The sequence below is a fragment of the Brachybacterium sp. AOP3-A1-3 genome (assembly GCF_052378285.1).
Taxonomy (GTDB): domain Bacteria; phylum Actinomycetota; class Actinomycetes; order Actinomycetales; family Dermabacteraceae; genus Brachybacterium.
The window spans coordinates 15,062-31,643 of the sequence record NZ_JBQSXM010000008.1 but is presented as its reverse complement, the minus strand read 5'-3'; the positions used below and the strand labels follow the sequence as shown (position 1 = coordinate 31,643).

15 protein-coding genes and 3 tRNA genes are annotated in these 16,582 nt (G+C 68.8%); 3 read left to right on the top strand and 15 right to left on the bottom strand.

Annotated features, from left to right (window positions below):
* Positions 1-69 precede the first annotated feature (69 nt).
* Complete coding sequence (sdhA, locus tag ACT3T5_RS11995; RefSeq protein ID WP_444577834.1) at positions 70-1,845, top strand: succinate dehydrogenase flavoprotein subunit; 1,776 nt, start codon at positions 70-72, stop codon at positions 1,843-1,845.
* Positions 1,845-2,615 (top strand): succinate dehydrogenase iron-sulfur subunit, encoded by a 771-nt coding sequence (locus tag ACT3T5_RS11990; protein WP_444577833.1) that lies wholly within the window; start codon positions 1,845-1,847, stop codon positions 2,613-2,615. Before sdhA ends, ACT3T5_RS11990 begins: the two co-directional genes overlap by 1 nt.
* 169 nt (positions 2,616-2,784) lie before the next feature.
* Here the strand turns inward: ACT3T5_RS11990 and ACT3T5_RS11985 are convergent, their stop codons facing one another.
* The 10 genes from ACT3T5_RS11985 to ACT3T5_RS11940 all read right to left on the bottom strand — a co-directional run bounded on the left by ACT3T5_RS11985 (position 2,785) and on the right by ACT3T5_RS11940 (position 9,085).
* Positions 2,785-3,606: an exodeoxyribonuclease III gene (locus ACT3T5_RS11985; RefSeq protein ID WP_444594442.1), complete on the bottom strand. Its 822-nt coding sequence runs from the start codon at positions 3,604-3,606 to the stop codon at positions 2,785-2,787.
* Positions 3,603-4,502, bottom strand: coding sequence for a bifunctional methylenetetrahydrofolate dehydrogenase/methenyltetrahydrofolate cyclohydrolase (locus ACT3T5_RS11980; RefSeq protein ID WP_444594441.1), 900 nt, complete (start codon positions 4,500-4,502; stop codon positions 3,603-3,605). The genes ACT3T5_RS11985 and ACT3T5_RS11980 overlap by 4 nt, the downstream gene beginning before the upstream one ends.
* Positions 4,503-4,664: 162 nt before the next feature.
* Positions 4,665-5,933 (bottom strand): serine hydroxymethyltransferase, encoded by a 1,269-nt coding sequence (glyA, locus tag ACT3T5_RS11975; RefSeq protein WP_444577830.1) that lies wholly within the window; start codon positions 5,931-5,933, stop codon positions 4,665-4,667.
* A gap of 62 nt (positions 5,934-5,995) precedes the next feature.
* Positions 5,996-7,123: a UDP-N-acetylmuramate dehydrogenase gene (locus ACT3T5_RS11970; RefSeq protein WP_444594440.1), complete on the bottom strand. Its 1,128-nt coding sequence runs from the start codon at positions 7,121-7,123 to the stop codon at positions 5,996-5,998.
* Positions 7,120-7,596: a MaoC/PaaZ C-terminal domain-containing protein gene (locus ACT3T5_RS11965; RefSeq protein WP_444577828.1), complete on the bottom strand. Its 477-nt coding sequence runs from the start codon at positions 7,594-7,596 to the stop codon at positions 7,120-7,122. The genes ACT3T5_RS11970 and ACT3T5_RS11965 overlap by 4 nt, the downstream gene beginning before the upstream one ends.
* A gap of 183 nt (positions 7,597-7,779) precedes the next feature.
* Entirely contained in the window at positions 7,780-8,229 is a 450-nt protein-coding gene (locus tag ACT3T5_RS11960) for an FAS1-like dehydratase domain-containing protein (protein ID WP_444594439.1), read from the bottom strand.
* A 192-nt stretch (positions 8,230-8,421) separates the two neighbouring features.
* The gene (gene rpmG / locus ACT3T5_RS11955) at positions 8,422-8,592 is read right to left on the bottom strand and encodes a 50S ribosomal protein L33 (RefSeq protein WP_029360274.1); all 171 of its coding nucleotides are present in this window, start codon (positions 8,590-8,592) and stop codon (positions 8,422-8,424) included.
* Between the two features lie 97 nt (positions 8,593-8,689).
* Positions 8,690-8,766, bottom strand: a tRNA-Met gene (locus tag ACT3T5_RS11950).
* Between the two features lie 54 nt (positions 8,767-8,820).
* Positions 8,821-8,893, bottom strand: a tRNA-Thr gene (locus ACT3T5_RS11945).
* A 110-nt stretch (positions 8,894-9,003) separates the two neighbouring features.
* Positions 9,004-9,085: transfer RNA gene (locus ACT3T5_RS11940), tRNA-Tyr, on the bottom strand.
* Between the two features lie 251 nt (positions 9,086-9,336).
* Between ACT3T5_RS11940 and ACT3T5_RS11935 the strand changes: the two genes are divergently transcribed.
* Positions 9,337-9,825 carry a YajQ family cyclic di-GMP-binding protein gene (locus ACT3T5_RS11935; RefSeq protein ID WP_444594438.1) on the top strand — a complete coding sequence of 163 codons (489 nt, stop codon included), beginning with the start codon at positions 9,337-9,339 and terminating at the stop codon, positions 9,823-9,825.
* Positions 9,826-10,027: 202 nt separating this feature from the next.
* On the opposite strand, the gene ACT3T5_RS11930 is transcribed toward ACT3T5_RS11935, so the two are convergent.
* The 5 genes from ACT3T5_RS11930 to ACT3T5_RS11910 all read right to left on the bottom strand — a co-directional run bounded on the left by ACT3T5_RS11930 (position 10,028) and on the right by ACT3T5_RS11910 (position 16,524).
* Positions 10,028-10,300 (bottom strand): hypothetical protein, encoded by a 273-nt coding sequence (locus ACT3T5_RS11930; RefSeq protein WP_444577825.1) that lies wholly within the window; start codon positions 10,298-10,300, stop codon positions 10,028-10,030.
* 59 nt (positions 10,301-10,359) lie between these two features.
* Positions 10,360-10,620 carry a hypothetical protein gene (locus ACT3T5_RS11925; RefSeq protein ID WP_444577824.1) on the bottom strand — a complete coding sequence of 87 codons (261 nt, stop codon included), beginning with the start codon at positions 10,618-10,620 and terminating at the stop codon, positions 10,360-10,362.
* A 406-nt stretch (positions 10,621-11,026) separates the two neighbouring features.
* The gene (locus ACT3T5_RS11920) at positions 11,027-11,509 is read right to left on the bottom strand and encodes a hypothetical protein (protein WP_444594437.1); all 483 of its coding nucleotides are present in this window, start codon (positions 11,507-11,509) and stop codon (positions 11,027-11,029) included.
* Between the two features lie 123 nt (positions 11,510-11,632).
* Positions 11,633-11,902 carry a hypothetical protein gene (locus ACT3T5_RS11915; RefSeq protein ID WP_444577822.1) on the bottom strand — a complete coding sequence of 90 codons (270 nt, stop codon included), beginning with the start codon at positions 11,900-11,902 and terminating at the stop codon, positions 11,633-11,635.
* 158 nt (positions 11,903-12,060) lie between these two features.
* The gene (locus tag ACT3T5_RS11910; protein WP_444594436.1) at positions 12,061-16,524 is read right to left on the bottom strand and encodes an FtsK/SpoIIIE domain-containing protein; all 4,464 of its coding nucleotides are present in this window, start codon (positions 16,522-16,524) and stop codon (positions 12,061-12,063) included.
* Positions 16,525-16,582 lie beyond the last annotated feature (58 nt).

Below are 16,582 nucleotides of genomic sequence, written 5' to 3'. Positions count from 1 at the left end.
GGGGGCCGGCAGGTCCGGCTCCCGACACAGTTCTCACCGGTCGACCCCGAAACGGAGCAGTCACCAGACATGCAGACCCATAACTACGACGTGGTCATCGTCGGCGCCGGCGGCGCCGGCATGCGCGCCGCCCTGGAATCCTCCAAGAATTCCCGCACCGCTGTCGTCACCAAGCTCTATCCCACGCGCTCCCACACCGGTGCGGCGCAGGGCGGCATGTGCGCCGCCCTCGCCAACGTCGAGGAGGACAACTGGGAGTGGCACACCTACGACACCGTCAAGGGCGGTGACTACCTCGTCGACCAGGATGCCGCCGAGGTGATGGCCAAGGAGGCCATCGACGCGGTGCTCGACCTGGAGAAGATGGGTCTGCCGTTCAACCGCACCCCCGAGGGGCGCATCGACCAGCGGCGCTTCGGCGGGCACACCCGTGAGCACGGCGAGGCGCCCGTGCGCCGCTCCTGCTACGCCGCGGACCGCACCGGCCACATGATCCTGCAGACCCTCTACCAGAACTGCGTGAAGCAGCAGGTGGAGTTCTTCAACGAGTACTACGTGCTCGACATCCTCATGACGGGCGATCCCCGCACCGACGAGGGCGTGCGCGCCTCCGGCGTGGTCACCTACGAGCTGGCCACCGGCGAGATCCACATCTTCCGGGCGAAGTCCGTCGTGTTCGCCTCCGGCGGCTTCGGCAAGATCTTCAAGACCACGTCGAACGCCCACACCCTCACCGGTGACGGCCCCGCCATGGCGTTCCGTCGTGGCATCCCGCTGGAGGACATGGAGTTCTTCCAGTTCCACCCGACGGGCCTCGCCGGCCTCGGCATCCTCCTGTCGGAGGCAGCCCGCGGCGAGGGCGCGATCCTGCGCAACTCGAACATGGAGCGCTTCATGGAGCGCTACGCCCCGACGCTGAAGGACCTCGCCCCCCGCGACGTGGTCGCCCGCGCCATGGCCAACGAGGTGCGCGAGGGTCGTGGCTGCGGTCCGAAGAAGGACTACGTCTACCTCGATCTCACCCACCTCGAGCCCGCGCACATCGATGCGAAGCTCCCGGACATCACCGAGTTCGCCCGCACCTACCTGGGTGTCGAGCCGTACACGGATCCTGTGCCCGTCTTCCCGACCGCGCACTACGGCATGGGCGGCATCCCCACCAACATCCGCGGCGAGGTCCTGCGCAACGCGACGGACGTGATCCCGGGGCTGTACGCGGCCGGAGAGACCGCCTGCGTCTCGGTGCACGGCGGAAACCGCCTGGGCACCAACTCGCTGCTGGACATCAACGTCTTCGGTCGTCGCGCCGGTATCGCCGCCGCGGAGCACGCCGAGACCGTGGAGCTCGCCGAGCTGCCCGAGAACCTCGAGGCCCCCACGGTGGAGCTGCTCGAACGACTCCGCGATCGTCCGGCCACGGAGGACCGCGTGGCGAACATCCGTCTCGAGCTGCAGGAGGTCATGGACGCCAACGTCCAGGTGTTCCGCACCGACGAGACCTGCCGCGTCGCTCTCGCCAAGATCGTCGAGCTCAAGAAGCGCTACGAGACCGTGGCCATCCAGGACAAGGGCCGTCGCTACAACCTGGACCTCATGGAGGCCGTCGAGCTCGGCTTCCTGCTCGATCTCGCGGAGATCGTGGCCCTCGGTGCGCTGCACCGCAAGGAATCCCGGGGCGGCCACTTCCGAGAGGACTTCGACAAGCGCGACGACGTCAACTTCCTCAAGCACACCATGGCCTACCGCACCCTGGAGGGTGAGCAGGGAGAAGAGGGCACCTCGATCCGTCTGGGCACCAAGCCCGTCGTGATCACCCGCTACGAGCCGAAGGAGCGCACGTTCTGATGACTGCCGTCGCCGAGAAGTCCCAGTCCGACTCCCCGCAGCCCGAGGTCGAGGAGATCCCCTCCTTCGACGTCACGCTGCGCATCAACCGCTTCAACCCCGAGGACGAGAAGGGCTCCTACTGGGAGGACTTCACCGTCACGATGCATGGCACCGATCGTGTGCTCGACGCCATGCACGAGATCAAGTGGCATCTGGATGGGTCCCTGACCTTCCGCCGCTCCTGCGCCCACGGCGTGTGCGGGTCCGACGCGATGCGGATCAACGGTCGTAATCGTCTGGCCTGCAAGACGCTCCTGAAGGACCTCGACGTCAAGAAGCCGATCACCGTCGAGCCCATCAAGGGCCTGCCGGTCGAGAAGGACCTGATCGTCGATATGGAGCCGTTCTTCGACTCCTACCGCGAGGTCATGCCGTTCCTCGTGGCCAAGGGCCAGGAGCCCAGCAAGGAGCGCCTGCAGTCCGCCGAGGAGCGCGAGCGCTTCGACGACACCACCAAGTGCATCCTCTGCGCCGCGTGCACCTCCTCGTGCCCGGTGTTCTGGACCGACGGGCAGTACTTCGGCCCCGCCGCGATCGTCAACGCGCACCGCTTCATCTTCGACTCGCGCGACGACGCCGGTGAGCAGCGTCTGGAGATCCTGAACTCCAAGGAGGGTGTGTGGCGCTGCCGCACGACCTTCAACTGCACCGAGGCATGCCCCCGCGGCATCCAGGTGACCAAGGCGATCGCCGAGGTCAAGCAGGCTGTGATCCGCGGCCGCGTCTGAGCCGCACGCGCGTCTGAGCCGCTTGCACGCCTGAGCCGCCCGGAAGAAATGCGCCCTGAGGGTCGATGTTCCATCGAACATCGACCCTCAGGGCGCATTCTTGGTTCGTCACGCGCGCCGGCGCGGTTGCGGCCGGGCGCTCCCACGGGAACGCCCGACCGCACCGTCCTCAGGCGTAGGTGATCACGAGCGGGGCGTGATCGGACCAGCGGGTGTCGTAGCTCGGCGCGCTGTCCACCTGGGCGGACGTCGCCCGGTCGGCGAGATCCTTCGTCGCGAGCTGATAGTCGATCCTCCAGCCCGCGTCGTTGTCGAAGGCCTTGCCGCGCTGGGACCACCAGGTGTACGGGCCGGGGCCGTCGCCGTGCAGGGTGCGGTGCACGTCCACATATCCGGCGTCCGACGTGAGACGGTCCAGGTAGGCACGCTCCTCCGGGAGGAACCCGGCGGATTTCAGGTTGCCCTTCCAGTTCTTGATGTCCCATTCGGTGTGGGCGATGTTGATGTCTCCGGTGAGCACCACATGGCGACCCTCGACCCGCAGCTGCTCGAGGCGATCCATCATGCCGTCGAGGAAGGCGTACTTGTCGGTCATGGTCTGCGGCTTCTCGGTGTTGCCGGAGTGCATGTAGCAGGAGATGACCGTGAGGGCGCGGCCATCGCCGAAGGGGTCCTCCAGATCGGTCTCGAGCCAGCGTCCGGTGTGGGCGGGCTCGGTCAGCCCCGGCAGACCCGCACGGGCCGACTCGAGGTCGATGCCGCCCAGCGACGTGCGGGCGGCGATCGCGACGCCTGCTCGGCCCTTCAGCTCCGACGCCGATCCGACGATGCGCCAGTCCTCGCCGACGAGCCCTGCGAGCAGCTCCTCGGGGGCGCGCACCTCCTGCAGGGTGATCACGTCGGCCGCGGTCGAGGCGAGCCACTCGGACATTCCCTTGCGTGCAGCGGCCCGCAGGCCGTTGACGTTGACGGTGGCGATGCTCAGGGTCATGCGGACTCCTCGATCCCGGCGGCGCGTTCGGCCGCCTCGACGACGTTCTTCATCAGCAGCGCGCGGGTCATGGGGCCGACGCCACCCGGGTTGGGGCTGATCCAGGCGGCGACCTCCGCCACGGCGGGATCCACGTCGCCCACGAGCTTCGCCTTCCCGCCCTCGGGATCCTCCTGACGGGAGACGCCGACATCCAGCACGACTGCTCCCGGCGTGACGTCCTCGGGCCGCACCAGATGGGCGGCACCTGCGGCGGCGATGATCACGTCGGCGCGGCGCAGCTGGGCGGGGAGGTCGGTGGTGCCGGTGTGGCAGAGCGTGACGGTCGCGTTGTACTCGCGGCGGGTCAGGAGCGCGCCGATCGACCGGCCGACGGTGATGCCACGGCCGACGACCACCACGTCCTTGCCCACGAGGTCGAGCCCGTGACGCTCCATGAGCTCGATCACGGCGCGCGGCGTGCAGGGCAGGGGCGTCGAGATCTCGGTGTAGGCATTCAGCACCAGGCGGCCGAGGTTCATGGGGTGCAGTCCGTCGGCGTCCTTGGCGGGATCGATCCGCTCGAGGATCGCATCGGTGTCGATCTGCTTCGGCAGCGGGAGCTGCACGATGTACCCGGTGCAGGTCGGGTCGGCGTTCAGCTCATCGACCACGGCCTCGACATCGGCCTGCGTGGCGTCGGCCGGGAGGTGCTTCTGGATGGAATGGAGCCCGATCTGCTCGCTGTCGCGATGCTTGCCCCGCACATAGGCGGCGCTGCCCGGGTCCTCCCCCACGAGCACCGTGGCCAGGCCGGGGCGCTCGTGCCCGGCGCCGACGAGCCGCGCGACGCGCTCGGCGAGCTCCTCTTTGATCGTCTTCGCTGTGGCCTTGCCGTCGAGGATCTGAGCTGTCATGACGCTCCTTGGGATGTCGGTGCTGTGGTCTGGGTGCGAGGCGGACGGGTGCGGCGGGTGGTCGGGAGCGGACCTGCTCTCCCGGAACACGCGCAGGAGCGCGTGCGACCGCCGCGGAACGACGGGGACCCGGCACGGAGATGCCGGGTCCCACAATGCCGATCAGTACTGCGCGAGATCCGCGTACAGCGGCTTCGCGTCGGCGAGGGCCGCGGTGCGCCGGCGGAGGGACTCGAGATCCTCCCCACCGGTCAGGGCCAGAGCGATCACGTCGGCGACCTCGGTGAACTCCGCAGCCCCGAAGCCACGGGTGGCCAGGGCCGGGGTGCCGATGCGCAGGCCCGAGGTGACGCGCGGCGGCCGCGGGTCGTTGGGGACCGCGTTGCGGTTCACGGTGATGCCGGCCTCGTGGAGGCGGTCCTCGGCCTGCTGGCCATCGAGCTCGCTGTCCACGAGATCCACGAGCACCAGGTGCACGTCGGTGCCGCCGGAGATCACCTTCACGCCGGCAGCCTTCGCATCCTCCTGCTGGAGACGCTCGGCGAGGAGCTTCGCGCCCTCGAGGGTGCGGGCCTGGCGATCCTTGAAGTCCTCGGTGGCGGCGACCTTGAGAGCGACGGCCTTCGCGGCGATGACGTGCATGAGCGGGCCGCCCTGCTGGCCGGGGAACACGGCGGAGTCGATCTTCTTGGCCCACTTCTCGGTGCACAGGATCATGCCGGAGCGCGGGCCGCCGATGGTCTTGTGGATCGTGGTGGAGACGACGTCCGCATACGGAACGGGGCTGGGGTGCAGGCCCGCCGCGACGAGTCCCGCGAAGTGCGCCATGTCGACCCACAGGGCCGCGCCGACCTCGTCGGCGATCTCGCGGAACTTCGGGAAGTCGAGCTGCCGGGTGTAGGCGGACCAGCCGGCGACGATGACCTTGGGCTGCTCGGCCACGGCCAGCTCGCGCACCTTGTCCATGTCGATCAGGCCCGTCTCGGGCTCGGTCTCGTAGGCGACGATGTCGTAGAGACGGCCGGAGAAATTGATCTTCATGCCGTGGGTGAGGTGGCCGCCGTGGGCGAGGGACAAGCCCATGAGCTTGTCGCCGGGGCGGGCGAGGGCGTGCATCACGGCGGCGTTCGCGGACGCACCGGAGTGCGGCTGCACGTTCGCGTGCTCGGCCCCGAACAGCTCCTTCGCCCGGTCGATCGCGATCTGCTCCGCGACGTCGACCTCTTCGCAGCCGCCGTAGTAGCGACGACCCGGATATCCCTCGGCGTACTTGTTGGTCAGGACGGAGCCCTGAGCCTGGAGCACGGCGCGCGGCACGAAGTTCTCGCTGGCGATCATCTCGAGGGTGCGCTGCTGGCGGGCGAGCTCACGGTCGAGGACTGCGGCGATATCGGGATCGAGATCGGCGATGGACTGATCGAGGACGTTCACGGGGCCTCCTGCGGTGACGGTCGGGGCGGCGACGGGCGCCGTGACTCCATCCTAGGCCGCGCTCAGAGATCGATGCCGAGGCGGACAGGTTCCGGGACCAGTTGGATGCCGAAGGCCTCCTGGACCCGTCCCTGCACGTCGCGCGCGAGGTCCACCAGGTCGTCGCTCGTGGCGCCGCCGCGGTTCGTCAGGGCCAGGGAGTGCTTGGACGAGACCGCCGCGTGCTCACCCACGGAGTGGCCGCGCTCCACGCCGGCGTGGCTGATCAACCAGGCCGCGCTGGTCTTGACCCTGCCGTCCCCGGCGTCGAACTGCGGAGCACCCTCGGGAAGCTCCGCCGCACGGGACGCCTCGAGGATCGGATTCGTGAAGAACGAGCCGGCGCTCCAGGTGTCGTGGTCAGTGGGATCAAGCACCATGCCCTTCGACGCACGCACGGCGAGCACGGCCTCCCGCACCTCCTGCATCGGTGCCCGCTCCCCCGCCTGGACACCGAGGGTCTCGGCGAGCTGCCCGTAGCGGATCGGGGCGGAGAGGCTGCCGATGGTGTGCTGGAAGGTGACGGAGAGCACCACGTAGCGCCCGGTCGGCGACGGCACGGGCCCGTCATACCGGGTGCGCTTGAAGACGCTGTCGCGATACGCGAAGTCGCAGTCCGCGGCGAAGAAGGTGCGCACCGCGTTCTGCTCACGGTCCCAGGTGCGCACGCGGGAGATCGTCGAGGCGACCTCCTGCCCGTAGGCGCCGACGTTCTGGATCGGAGTGGCGCCCACGGTCCCGGGGATCCCGGAGAGTGCTTCGATGCCCACCATCTCCCGGGCGATCGCATAGCGCACCGCCCGATCCCAGTTGACGCCCGCGAAGTACTCGACGATCGCTCCCCCGCAGGTGGGGTCCAGCGGCGTCAGCTCCGCCGGATCGACGGGGATGCCGTCCGGCTCACCGGCGGCGCCGACCTCGCAGGTCGCGTCGAGCAGGGGCGGCTCCTGCGGATCTCGCAGCAGCACGACGGTCCCGGTGAAGGGCTCGTCCGACGCGACCAGGTTCGAGCCGCCACCGAGGACCAGCAGCGGCTCTCCGGCCGCGTCCGCGGTGCGGACCGCCTCGATGACCTCGTCCGCCGTGGTGGCCTCGACCAGGTTCGAGATCTCGCCGCCGATGTGCAGCGTGGTGAGGTCGGAGAGCCTCATGCCGTGGCGCCCTGATCAGTCGTGGCGGCCGAGGCCGGCAGCGCGACCGTGGCGCGGGCGCGACCGAGCACCTTGGTGCCGTCGACCTCTGCGGCGATGTCCACCCGCGCGGTCCCGGCGCCCTCGTCGATCGCTCCGACCACGGCGACGACCTCGAGGGTCACCGATCCGGTGGCCGGCACCGGGACCGGGTTGGTGAAGCGCACCGTGTAGGCCTGGACGACTGTGGGGTCGCCCAGGGCATCCAGCAGCCCGGTGACCGCGACGCCCATCGTCAGCATGCCGTGGGCGATCACGCCGGGCAGCCCGGCGTCGGTGGCGACGGCATCGTTGTAGTGGATCGGGTTGAAGTCTCCCGAGGCTCCGGCATAGCGCACGAGCGTGTCACGGGTGATCTCATGCTGCGTGCGGGCGATCTCCTGACCGACACTCAGGTCGGGGAGGTCGAACGGGGTGGCGGGTGCTGCGGTCATGTCTGCTCCTGGGATCTCTGCGCGGGCCGGGACGAAGCGGCCGCTGGAGGCGGGTCTGGTCTGTCCTCGATGCCGAATGGTCGCTGTCGGATCGTTGCTGTCGGATCGTTGCTGTCGGATCGTTGCGCCCGGGTCATAGCGCCTGGGACATCGAGGATGCGGGACGATTCAGTCTCCGCGGGCTCAGTCTCCGCGGACGACGATCATGCTGCGCACAGCGGCGACCTCAGCCCCGGAGTCGTCGACGAGGTCCACGCGGGTCGCGATCATCGAGTGGCCGCCGGCGGCACGCACGGACTCGACGGTGAGCGTGGGGACCAGCGAATCGCCGGCGACGACCGGCCGATGCAGGGTGAAGGACTCCTCACCATGGACGACCCGGGCGAAGTCGATGCCCGATGCAGGGTCCTCGATGTACTGGGCCTCCGTGGCCTGGGCGAGCGAGACCAGGAAGGTGGGCGGGGCGACCACGTCGGCGTGACCAGCCGCACGCGCGGCCTCCGGATCGGTGTGCAGGGGCGAGCTCGCCCCGGTCGCCCGGGCGAACTCGGAGATCTTCGCGGCCGAGACGGTGTGGGTGGGTCCAGCCGGGTACGTGCGACCCGCGAAGGCAGGGTCTGGGGTGGTCGTCATGTCATCTCCCGAGGGGACACGGCCAGTGGGGCCGACGGTTGCTGTTCGACCGATGATCTCAGGAACGTCCGACCGCCGCAGCACGGCTCTCGGAGGGACCGGCCGCTGATGCTCGGCTCACCGGCTCTGGATGCACGAAAGGCCACCCGGGACATGCCCGTGTGGCCTTTGGTGAAAGTGTGCTCGACCTGGTCAGCGGGTCTCGCGGTGCGCCGTCTGCTTGCCGCAGGTCGGGCAGAACTTCGAGAGCTCGAGCCGATCGGGGGTGTTGCGACGGTTCTTCTTGGTGATGTAGTTGCGCGCCTTGCAATCAACACATGCCATGGTGATCTTGGGACGCACGTCAGAGCTCTTGCTCGCCACGGTTCGCCTCTTTCGTCCGGGTGGCGCGCCCGACGGCGCGCCTCGTGGGTCCCCGTACTCGGGGGATGTGGATCGTGCACTCCGGCGGTAGCCGGCGTGGTACCGAGGGCGGGGATCGAACCCGCGACCTCACGATTATGAGTCGTGCGCTCTAACCGTCTGAGCTACCCCGGCATGACCGATGAAACGGCCCGATCTCGAATGAGACCGGGCCGCCGCATCCATCAGAGCCCTGAAAGGGAATCGAACCCTTGACCTTCTCCTTACCATGGAGACGCTCTGCCGACTGAGCTATCAGGGCAACCCGGTGAACCTTACCCTCGTCCTTGCCGCGAGGCAATTCGAGGTCGGTCCCCGTGCTTCGGATCACAAGGATCTTCCGCTGCATCCGATCACGTGGATCTTCCGCGGTGGCAGGTGAGGGATTCGAACCCACGAAGGCGATGCCAGCTGATTTACAGTCAGCTCCCTTTGGCCACTCGGGTAACCTGCCAGACGTTCACCTCCGATGCCTGCCCGATCAGATCGGGTGGCCGCCGGAAGCGGACGTCAAACAGCATACCGGCGCTCCGCCGACGGCGCTAACCCAGAGGCCGTCTGCGGCGCATGAAGAAGGTCACAAGGGCTCCTGACCAGGCCTGACCGCTCCACCAGGCAGGCTCGTCAGGAGGCCCCCGGACCACTTCCGGCCGGACAGACACCACAGGGCCGCCACAGGGCGGCCGCAGGAGGGAAGGACGCACCGTGGCAGATTCATCGTTCGACATCGTCAGCAAGCTCGACCGCCAGGAGGTCGACAACGCCGTCAACCAGGCCATCAAGGAGGTGGGGCAGCGCTACGACTTCCGCAACACCGGTGCGTCGATCACCCTCAGCGGCGACGAGATCGTGATGACGGCCAATGCGGAGGAGCGGGTGCTCGCCATCCTCGACGTCCTGCAGTCCAAGCTGATCCGCCGCAACCTCTCGCTGAAGTCCCTCGACGTCGGCGAGCCCAAGCAGTCCGGCAAGGAGATCCGCCTGGCCGCCAGCCTCAAGGAAGGCATCAGCACCGAGGATGCCAAGAAGATCTCCAAGCTGATCCGCGATGAAGGGCCCAAGGGAGTCAAGGCGAGGATCGAGGGCGACGAGCTGCGAGTGTCCTCCAAGAGCCGCGACGACCTCCAGGACGTGATCATGCTCCTCAAGGGCAAGGATCTCGATGTCGCGCTCCAGTTCGTGAACTACCGGTGATTCCACTCGGGCTCTGACGACTCGGCGCCGAGCAAGACAGAAGGTCCCGTCCCCCTGGTGGGGACGGGACCTTCTGTCTGACTGGTCGCCTGTCTGCCCGCGTGAGCTCCTGGCTGCGCAACCATCCGGAGACGCGGACTTCCGGAGGCACGGCCCCTCCGGAGGCGCCGTGCGCGAACCTCAAGGAGCCGCGGTCAGTGTGTCACTGCATGTCCGACGTGGTGTCCTGCTGATCCGCATGCGTGGTCAGGCCTTCCGAACGGCGCTGGAACCCCTCGACCAGTGCGTTCACCGCACCGGAGACGAACCCGTTCCAATCCTCCCGGAAGGACTCGTAGTCGGGACCGATCCAGTCGACCGAGGTCACCGTCGCGGTCACCGCGTCGACCTGATCGAGGATCTGGCGACCCGCCTCGTTCACGGCGGTCGCCACATCGCGCCCTTCGTCCGGATTCATGCCCTTGAAAGTCATCATCTACCCCTTGCTGGAACGTCTGGAAACTGCACCGAAGAAATCAGGGATTCCCTGAGGGATCAGGCGGAGGCCTGCCGTTGGGCAACTGCATTGCGCACGGCGCGCTCTGCCAGGTCGACGGTCTTCGTGACCGCTTGCTGAACCTGCGTACCGAGGTCGCCATCGAACTCGGCCACGTACCGGTCGCGGTCCTCGCCCGTCCAGTCGAGCTCCGCGACGCGTGCCTGGATCTGGGTGTAGATCTGCTGAATCTGATCACCGGCTTCGGTGATCTGGCTGCCCATCTGCTCGACGGACTCCGGGGTCATGCCCTTCTTCATGGTGTCCTCCATGTGGTCGTTACCAAGGTCCCCACCCGAGCGGTGCTCCGTGCTGACCCACGGTCTGCGACCGCCTGCTCAACCCCGGCTCTCCAGGTGATGGCGCAACCCTAGGCCGGGTGCTCGGGTCGAGACCATGGGGGCATGCACCCACCGTCCTCCACATCGCGAGAACGCCCCGATTTCCCAGGCCAGGAGCACTATCCACCCATCCCGCCCATTGTGGACAACGTCGCTCCCCGCGCTCGGGTACGACCCCAGCTCGCAGCTCCCAGCTCCCAGCTCCCAGCTCCCAGCTCCCAGCTCCCAGCTCCCAGCTCCCAGCTCCCAGCTCCCAGACGTAGAGAACCCCGGTACCGCGTCAGCAGTACCGGGGTTGTGCAGGGAGTCCGGAGCCGGAGGCTCCTCAGCTCAGATCGAGGACCACCGAGTCCTGGATGGAGCGCACGATCTCGATCTCGTCGTCGGCCAGCTCGGCGCCGCAGCTGCCCACGAGCTCCACCACGTCCTTGGCCACCCCACCACGGTCGACGACCGCGTAGCGGGCCGCCTGCACCACCGTCGGCCGATCCTCCTGGGTGTACCCGTACTCGCTGGCGATCCAGGTGATGCCGTCGACCTCGACCTCGCCCGTGCCGATCTCCTCGAGCCCAGGGAGCGCGGCCTTGCGCTGCTCGAGGCCGGTTCTGGCCTCTTCCAGGGTGAACTCAGGACCGAACCGCTGCACCGTGACGACGACGTTCGCGCGGAATTGGCCGTCCACCCTCGGCTGGGCCACGGCGAGCTGGACTCCGGGCACCGTCAGCGTCTCCCAGCCGTCGGGGACCTCGACCGTGATCCGTGGCGGACCAGGGAAATCTGCGCTCGGGTACGAAATGCTCCTGGGCATTCACAACTCCATTCTTCCCGTCGGCAACGGCGCCAAACATACCAGCAAGCCCGATGCAGGATCTCGAGCAGAACGACTGCCCGGAGGGGCGCTCCGGCACGAGGTCGGGACTGTCGAGAGCGATCAGGTCGAGGAGGCCCCGTCCTGCTCGGCGGCGTTGCGATCGGCAGTATCGCCCAGCTCGTGGACCGAGTTCATGATCCGCTGCAGCGCCGGGACCATGTCGCTCGCCCACTGGCCCCGGAAGCGATCGGCGTCCGGTCCGGTCCAGTCCACGCCCTCGAGGCCGGTGGTGAGCTCCTGTTCGATCTGGCCGATCTCCTCGGCCGCTTCGCGCAGCTGGCCGGACATCCGGCGGACCTCTTCGACGTTCATACCCTTCGTGGCATTCACGATGTGGTGTCCCCTTCCTGGTGACTCGCGCTCGCGCCGGGCGCCGGCCCGTCGATGGTCGAGAGGCACACTCTAGAGCGACGTGGCCGACTGGACGATGGGGACGTGTCCCCTTGGGGATAACTCCGTCCGCCGTGCGTCGCCCCCGAGCGGACAGCTCAGCCAGTCACCTGCGCGACCTGCAGCTTCATCGCTCGACCGCCGTGGATCAGGAATCCTCGCCCAGCGGGGAGGTCCGCCCGACGGATCCTCCCCAGTCCTGTGCCGAGCAGGGATTCGCCGTCCATCTCCCCCGGCTGGAGCAGCAGTCCTCGCCGCCCGGCCTTGAAAGGCTGGGCCAGCACGTACGCCTGCGACCACGATGCCGACTCGTTCTCGCCGACGACGAACTGGCCCTCCCGGATACAGGCACGGACGAGCTTGTCGAGGTCCGCCTCGAGACCGGTCCCGGTGAAATCGGCGACGCCGTCCACGAACAGCGCGAGCCGTCCCTCCCCCACGGCGCCGGATTCGACGGTCCGGTGCAGCTGCGCCGCGAGCTCCCGGACCGTGTCCGGGTCCGAGCCCTCCACGTCCCAGATCGGCAGCCCGGTCAGCGGTGTGCGGCGGGCGGAGAAACGCACCAGGCGCATCGGGTCCTCCAGCGCCTGGAGCCCCCTGGCGATCGTCAGCATCGCGGTGGTGCGGCCGGAACCCGTCGGGCCGGAGACCATGAAGGATCCCCGGGGCTCGAGGGCGATCTCCGAGAGCGTCTCGTCGGCCAGCCCGAGCACCGGCCGTCCCGCGACCACCGGTCGCAGGTCCGACAGCTCCACCCGCTCGGGCAGCCGTCCGATGGAGGGTGCCTCAGGGACTCCGGCCCGACGCATGGCCTCCGCCAGCTTGGCCACCTCCCGCGACTGGATGGCGACGTTGGAGTCGCCGCCGTGGACGGCGACCTGGACCTCATGCCCATCCAGGATCCCTCGGCCGGCCGGCGAGCTGCCGTCCAGGACGTCCCTGGCCTCGCCGAAGCCTGCGTAGTCATCGGGGCTGGACATGCGGTGGATGAGTCGACGCTGGATCGAGGAGCCGAGCGAGGTCGGGATCGCGGTGGGACGGTCCCCGGTGACGACGACGTGCACGCCCACCTGTCGTCCGTCGGTGGCGATCTGCACGAAGGCGGTGAACCACTTCGACAGGTTCGAGTAGTCGTACGCCTCGCGGAATGCCGCCATCCCGTCCACCAGGAGCAGGATGCGCGGGGTACCGGGCTCGTCGGCGAGCTCGCGGTACTGGGTCACCGATCCCGCCCTGATCCGGGCGAACTCCTTGGCACGGCGGTCGATGAGCTCGCGCACGGTGCGCAGCAGTCTGATCACGCGCTCCTCGTCATCCCCGGGGACGATGGATCCCACGTGCGGGAGCTCCTCGAGCATCGTCAGTCCGGAGGCGCCGAAGTCGAGGCCGTAGACGTGGACGGGTCCGCCGCGCACGGTCGAGGCGGCGGAGATCGCGATGGTGCGCAGCGTCGTGGACTTGCCGGACCCGCCGGTCCCGTAGATGGCCATGTTGCCGTCCCTGTCCGGGTAGTACGCCACCGTCGGCTGCGCCTGGTCCTCGGGCTTGTCCAGGACGCCCAGGAGCAGCTCCTCGTCGGTCCGCCGGGACGGCAGACGGGACAGGTCGTAGGCGTCGGCGAGCTCGGAGAGCCACGGCTTGCGCGGAGCCGGCACACCAGCCTGCGTCGAGGCGGCCCGGACGGTGGCGACCACTCGCGAGATGTCGTGGGGCCCGGGGTCCGCGATCTCCGTGGTGGGCGGGGTCGGGATGTCCCACTGCTCGCCGGTGCCGAAGTCCTTCTCGACGATGTCGATGCGCGCATGGTCGGGCTCGTCCGTCGTCCAGCCGCCCGCATAGCCGGTCTGGAAGGTCGCGACCCGGCCGGGGCCGGTCTTCGCCGCCGCTCGGCCCGGGATGCCCGGGTCGAAGTGCGCCGCCATCGGGTCTCCGAGGATGTCCTGGGAATCGGCCTCGTCCGCCATCCGCAGAGCGATGCGGAGGTTGGTGTTCGCGCGCAGGTTGTCCTTGATGACTCCGGCGGGGCGCTGCGTCGCGAGGATCAGGTGCAGGCCCAGTGAACGACCCCGGGCGGCGATGTCCACGACGCCGTCCACGAATTCCGGGATCTCCTGGGCCAGGGCCGCGAACTCGTCCACGATGATGATCAGGCTCGGCGGGGTCTCGGGGTCGCCGGTGCGTTCCAGGGACACCAGATCCTTGGCCTTCTTACGGTTCAGCAGATGCTCGCGGTGGTGGAGCTCAGCGCGCAGAGAGGTGAGCGCTCGGCGCACCAGGTGCTGGGAGAGGTCGGTGACCAGGCCGACCGCATGGGGCAGCTCGATGGCATCGGCGAACGCCGCACCGCCCTTGTAGTCCACGAACAGGAACGTCACCCGGTCAGGGCTGTGGGCGGTGGCCATGCCCATCACCCAGGCCTGGAGGAACTCGGACTTGCCGGCGCCGGTGGTGCCGCCCACCAGGGCATGGGGACCATCTGAGCGCAGGTCCAGGTGGAATGCCTCCTGCCCGTTGTGTCCGATCAGTCCGCGCAGATCCGCATCCTGCGTGCGGCGCTGGGGCGCGTAGCCGTCACGAGTGGTCAGCGAGCCGTTCTCCTTCCACCGTTCGATGATGACGTGGGGCTCCTCCGCGAGCTCCATGCCGCCGAGCGCGAGGTAGGAGATCGCCCGGGGAAGATCGGAGTCGTCATCGATCGGGACCCCGGCGTCGACGACCGGGGAGAGATGGCGCGCCACCCCGGCGGCCACCTCCACGGACACGGTCTCGACCGCCACCGGAGAGAACCGCTCCCCCACCCGCACATGGCCGGCGTTCGCCCCGTCCGCCGTCTCCTCGTCCGAGACGTAGGTGCGGCAGGCGGCCGGGAGGGCCGCGATGTTCGAGGCGCTCCAGATCACGTGCACGCCGGCGTCGGGGCCGCGCTCGGCGATGCGCACCAGTCGGGCTCGGTCCACCGGGGCATCGTCCTCGATGATCACCACCAGGATCGGGGTGATCGGCTCCGGAGGGGTCTCGGGCGATTCCGTGATGTCGACGGTCGCCGGGGTGCGCAGCGCCGGAGCCGCACCGCTCGTGCGCTGTTCGATGAGCTCCTCGATCCGCGCCAGCAGCGCTGTTCCGCGTCCCGGCGTATCGGCGAGGTGGTCACCGGGCAGCGGGGAGTGCGGGCTCGAGGTGTGCGGGAGCCACTTCAGCCATTCCCACCTGTCGCGGCTGGACCGCGACGTGATCGCGGCGATCGCCATCTCGGCCGGGGAGTGCAGGGCGAAGAGCTGGGTGACGATGCCGCGGGCGACGCCGTCGGCCTCTTCTCCGCCGCCGGCGATGCCGATGTTCCCGGCGTGGCGGAGCTGCACGACGATCGGCACCCCGGCGATCAGCCGGTACTCCTCGTGCATGTCGTCGAGCATGTCGTAGTACTGCGGGATCGCGTCGTTCTCCCCCGGCATCTCGATCCCGACCCGGGACTCCGCGATCCCCAGTCCGAGGCGCAGCGTCGCGAAGGCGCTGTGCTCGGGACGGTGGGTCCACAGCAGCCGCCCAAGACGGAAGGCGGCGTCGACGGTGTCCGCCGCCGAGGGGGCTTCGACGAGGCGCACGGCGCGTTCCAGCTCCTGGGCGGCGCTCACCCGGCGTTTGAGGGATGCCAGGGCGTCCTCGAAGTTCGCGATTTGCCGCTCGAGCTGCTTCGTGCCCTGGAGCTTCCGGTTGAGGTATCCGGCGGTCGCCATCATCGGCATCATGGCCACGAACATGAGCGAGTACGGGCTGTGCGTCATGGCGAACATGAGCCCGCCCAGGAGCAGCGGGGCGAACATCATGAACACGGGGAAGAACGGCGGCGTCGGCTCCTTGGGCGGGGTCGGTGCCTTGAGGGGACGGTACGGGAACCGGGGCACGACGCGCGGGGACCGGTTGAACTCGACCACCGGGGAACTGGGGGCGGTCCCTCCGAGCCGGTGCAGGGCGGTCACGGAGAACGTGGTCTGACCGATCAGGACGGTGTCCGCCGGACCGATCACCGCTCGGTGCACCTGCTCCCCGCCGAGGACGACCCCGTTGGCCGACTGCAGGTCGACAATCTCGATGGACGCGCCGACGTTGATCCGAGCATGGCGCGTCGAGAGCATCGGGTCGGCGATGCGGATGTCGAGATCACCTTCGCGGCCGACGATGCTCGACCCGCTGGGCAGCGGATGCTCGCGGCCGGCTTCCGGCCCCGAGAGGATCCGCATCAGAGCCACAGCGGCACCGCGTGATTCGGAACGGGTCCGATAGGTGGTCGAGGACCGTGCGATCGAGACGACGCTGCCGGAGCGCAGCCCGGCCTGGATCAGATCGATCTCCCGATCCAGGCTCCGCACACCATCCGCCCCTGTCCCGGCGCCCGGGTCCTGCACCTGGAGGGTCAACAGCTCTGGGGGCTCGGAGACATAGCGCAACGGGTCCGCGAGGTACAGCGCGTCGGCCACATCGGCCACCGTCGCGGTGGCATCAGCAGTGACCTCGAGGTCTGTCATCCGGTCCTCGGGTCTGCGCAGCGTGAGCTTGATACGCATCGGTCATCCTCCCCCTGGCGAACGCCGTCGTAGCCCGTGGTCCGGTTCTCGAGGAGCC